This window comes from Legionella tunisiensis, assembly GCF_000308315.1.
GTDB classification, from domain to species: domain Bacteria; phylum Pseudomonadota; class Gammaproteobacteria; order Legionellales; family Legionellaceae; genus Tatlockia; species Tatlockia tunisiensis.
Map to the genome: position 1 here is coordinate 1 of NZ_CALJ01000268.1, position 1,344 is coordinate 1,344.

The window sequence follows — 1,344 nt, forward strand, 5'->3', positions numbered from 1 at the left end:
AAAAGTTTTTAGATGGATTATAGATGTTTAAACGATCATCGGCTGTGCGAGTCTCAATTTCAATTTCTTTCGCCAAAGCGTGTATCGTTGAAAACTCAAAAAATTTCTAAGGCTCAAACAAACTGAAAATTGCTCCTGAATTAGCGAAATGATATTCATAGCGGAAAGGGAGTTACCTCCCAGCTCAAAAAAATCATCATGAATTCCAAGACGGTCAATTTTAACACAGAGCGCCAGATATTTTTAATTGCAATTCAATATCATTATTTGGCTCTGCGTAATCATTGCTCGAACTCAATTGTTTGCATGGAGTGGGTAAATTCTTTCTATCTACTTTTCCGCTTGGGGTTATTAAAAATTTGTCTACAACAAAAAATCGAGAAGGGATCATGTACTCCGGAATCATTGTTTTCAGAGTTGAGCGAATATCTGTAGCAGATATTTGAGCGTTTTGTTCCAGTACAACGTATGCTGATAGCGATATTGAATTTTCGGAGTTAGGTTCTGGTATTACAATGCATTGATGAATCGAAGGAATTTTTCCAAATGGGATTCAATTTCATTCATTTCTATCCTAAATCCGCGAATTTTGACCTGACTATCACGCCGACCAATATATTCTATAATTCCTTCAGATTGCCATTTGACTAGATCCCCCGTTTTATACAACCTATCATTTTTTTGTTGCTGAAAGGATTCGCTATGAATTTTTGCTGTGTAAATTCTGGATGTTTAAATAACCACGCGCTAAACCGTCTCCAGAAATGTAGAGCTCACCTGTAATTCCAATAGGTACAGGCTGCAGTTTGTCATCCAAAATATATACTTTTGTATTAGAGATAGGTTTGCCTATTCGACTTGCATCGCTTTCTGTATCCTTTTGTGTGCAGGTCAGCGTTATTGCGTCAATAGTCGTTTCAGTTGGGTCATAAAGATTATGTAGTTTTGCTCCAGAAGAGTTATTTTTAAAAAAGCTGCTGACATTTTTTAGATTTTCATCAGGTAAATTTTTAAATTCAATACGGAATTTATCTCAATAATTTTGCCTGTGTATCCGTGAAGTTTTTTCTTTATTGATTTTTGATCCATGATTAATAGGTTGGCTTTACTATTATTCAACATATACGAAATGCGCTCATCCGGATAATTAGGGTCTAAAGGAAGGTATGCCCCTCCTGATTTTAATATTCCTAATCATGTTTTCAAAAAAGCATAAGACTCTGGATGAGATTTATAATTTACGTTGTTATGAAAATGAAACCAGTCGTGATCTGCTGAAATAGAGATACTTAATTTTTTATTGCTTCTGTATGAGGTTTCATCCTTTGAAGCGACGAAAGTAAC

4 protein-coding genes are annotated in these 1,344 nt (G+C 35.0%); all 4 read right to left on the reverse strand.

What is annotated here, in order from left to right; genetic code table 11:
* Nucleotides 1-27: 27 nt before the first annotated feature.
* Nucleotides 28-237 carry a phosphopantetheine-binding protein gene (locus BN58_RS34895; protein ID WP_332248005.1) on the reverse strand — a complete coding sequence of 70 codons (210 nt, stop codon included), beginning with the start codon at nt 235-237 and terminating at the stop codon, nt 28-30.
* Nucleotides 221-553, reverse strand: coding sequence for an AMP-binding enzyme (locus tag BN58_RS34900; RefSeq protein ID WP_332248006.1), 333 nt, complete (start codon nt 551-553; stop codon nt 221-223). The genes BN58_RS34895 and BN58_RS34900 overlap by 17 nt, the downstream gene beginning before the upstream one ends.
* 147 nt (nt 554-700) lie before the next feature.
* Complete coding sequence (locus BN58_RS36500) at nt 701-1,021, reverse strand: AMP-binding protein (protein WP_269570380.1); 321 nt, start codon at nt 1,019-1,021, stop codon at nt 701-703.
* Nucleotides 988-1,188, reverse strand: a complete 201-nt coding sequence (locus BN58_RS34905) for an AMP-binding protein (RefSeq protein ID WP_332248007.1) — start codon at nt 1,186-1,188, stop codon at nt 988-990. Before BN58_RS34905 ends, BN58_RS36500 begins: the two co-directional genes overlap by 34 nt.
* Nucleotides 1,189-1,344: the final 156 nt, after the last annotated feature.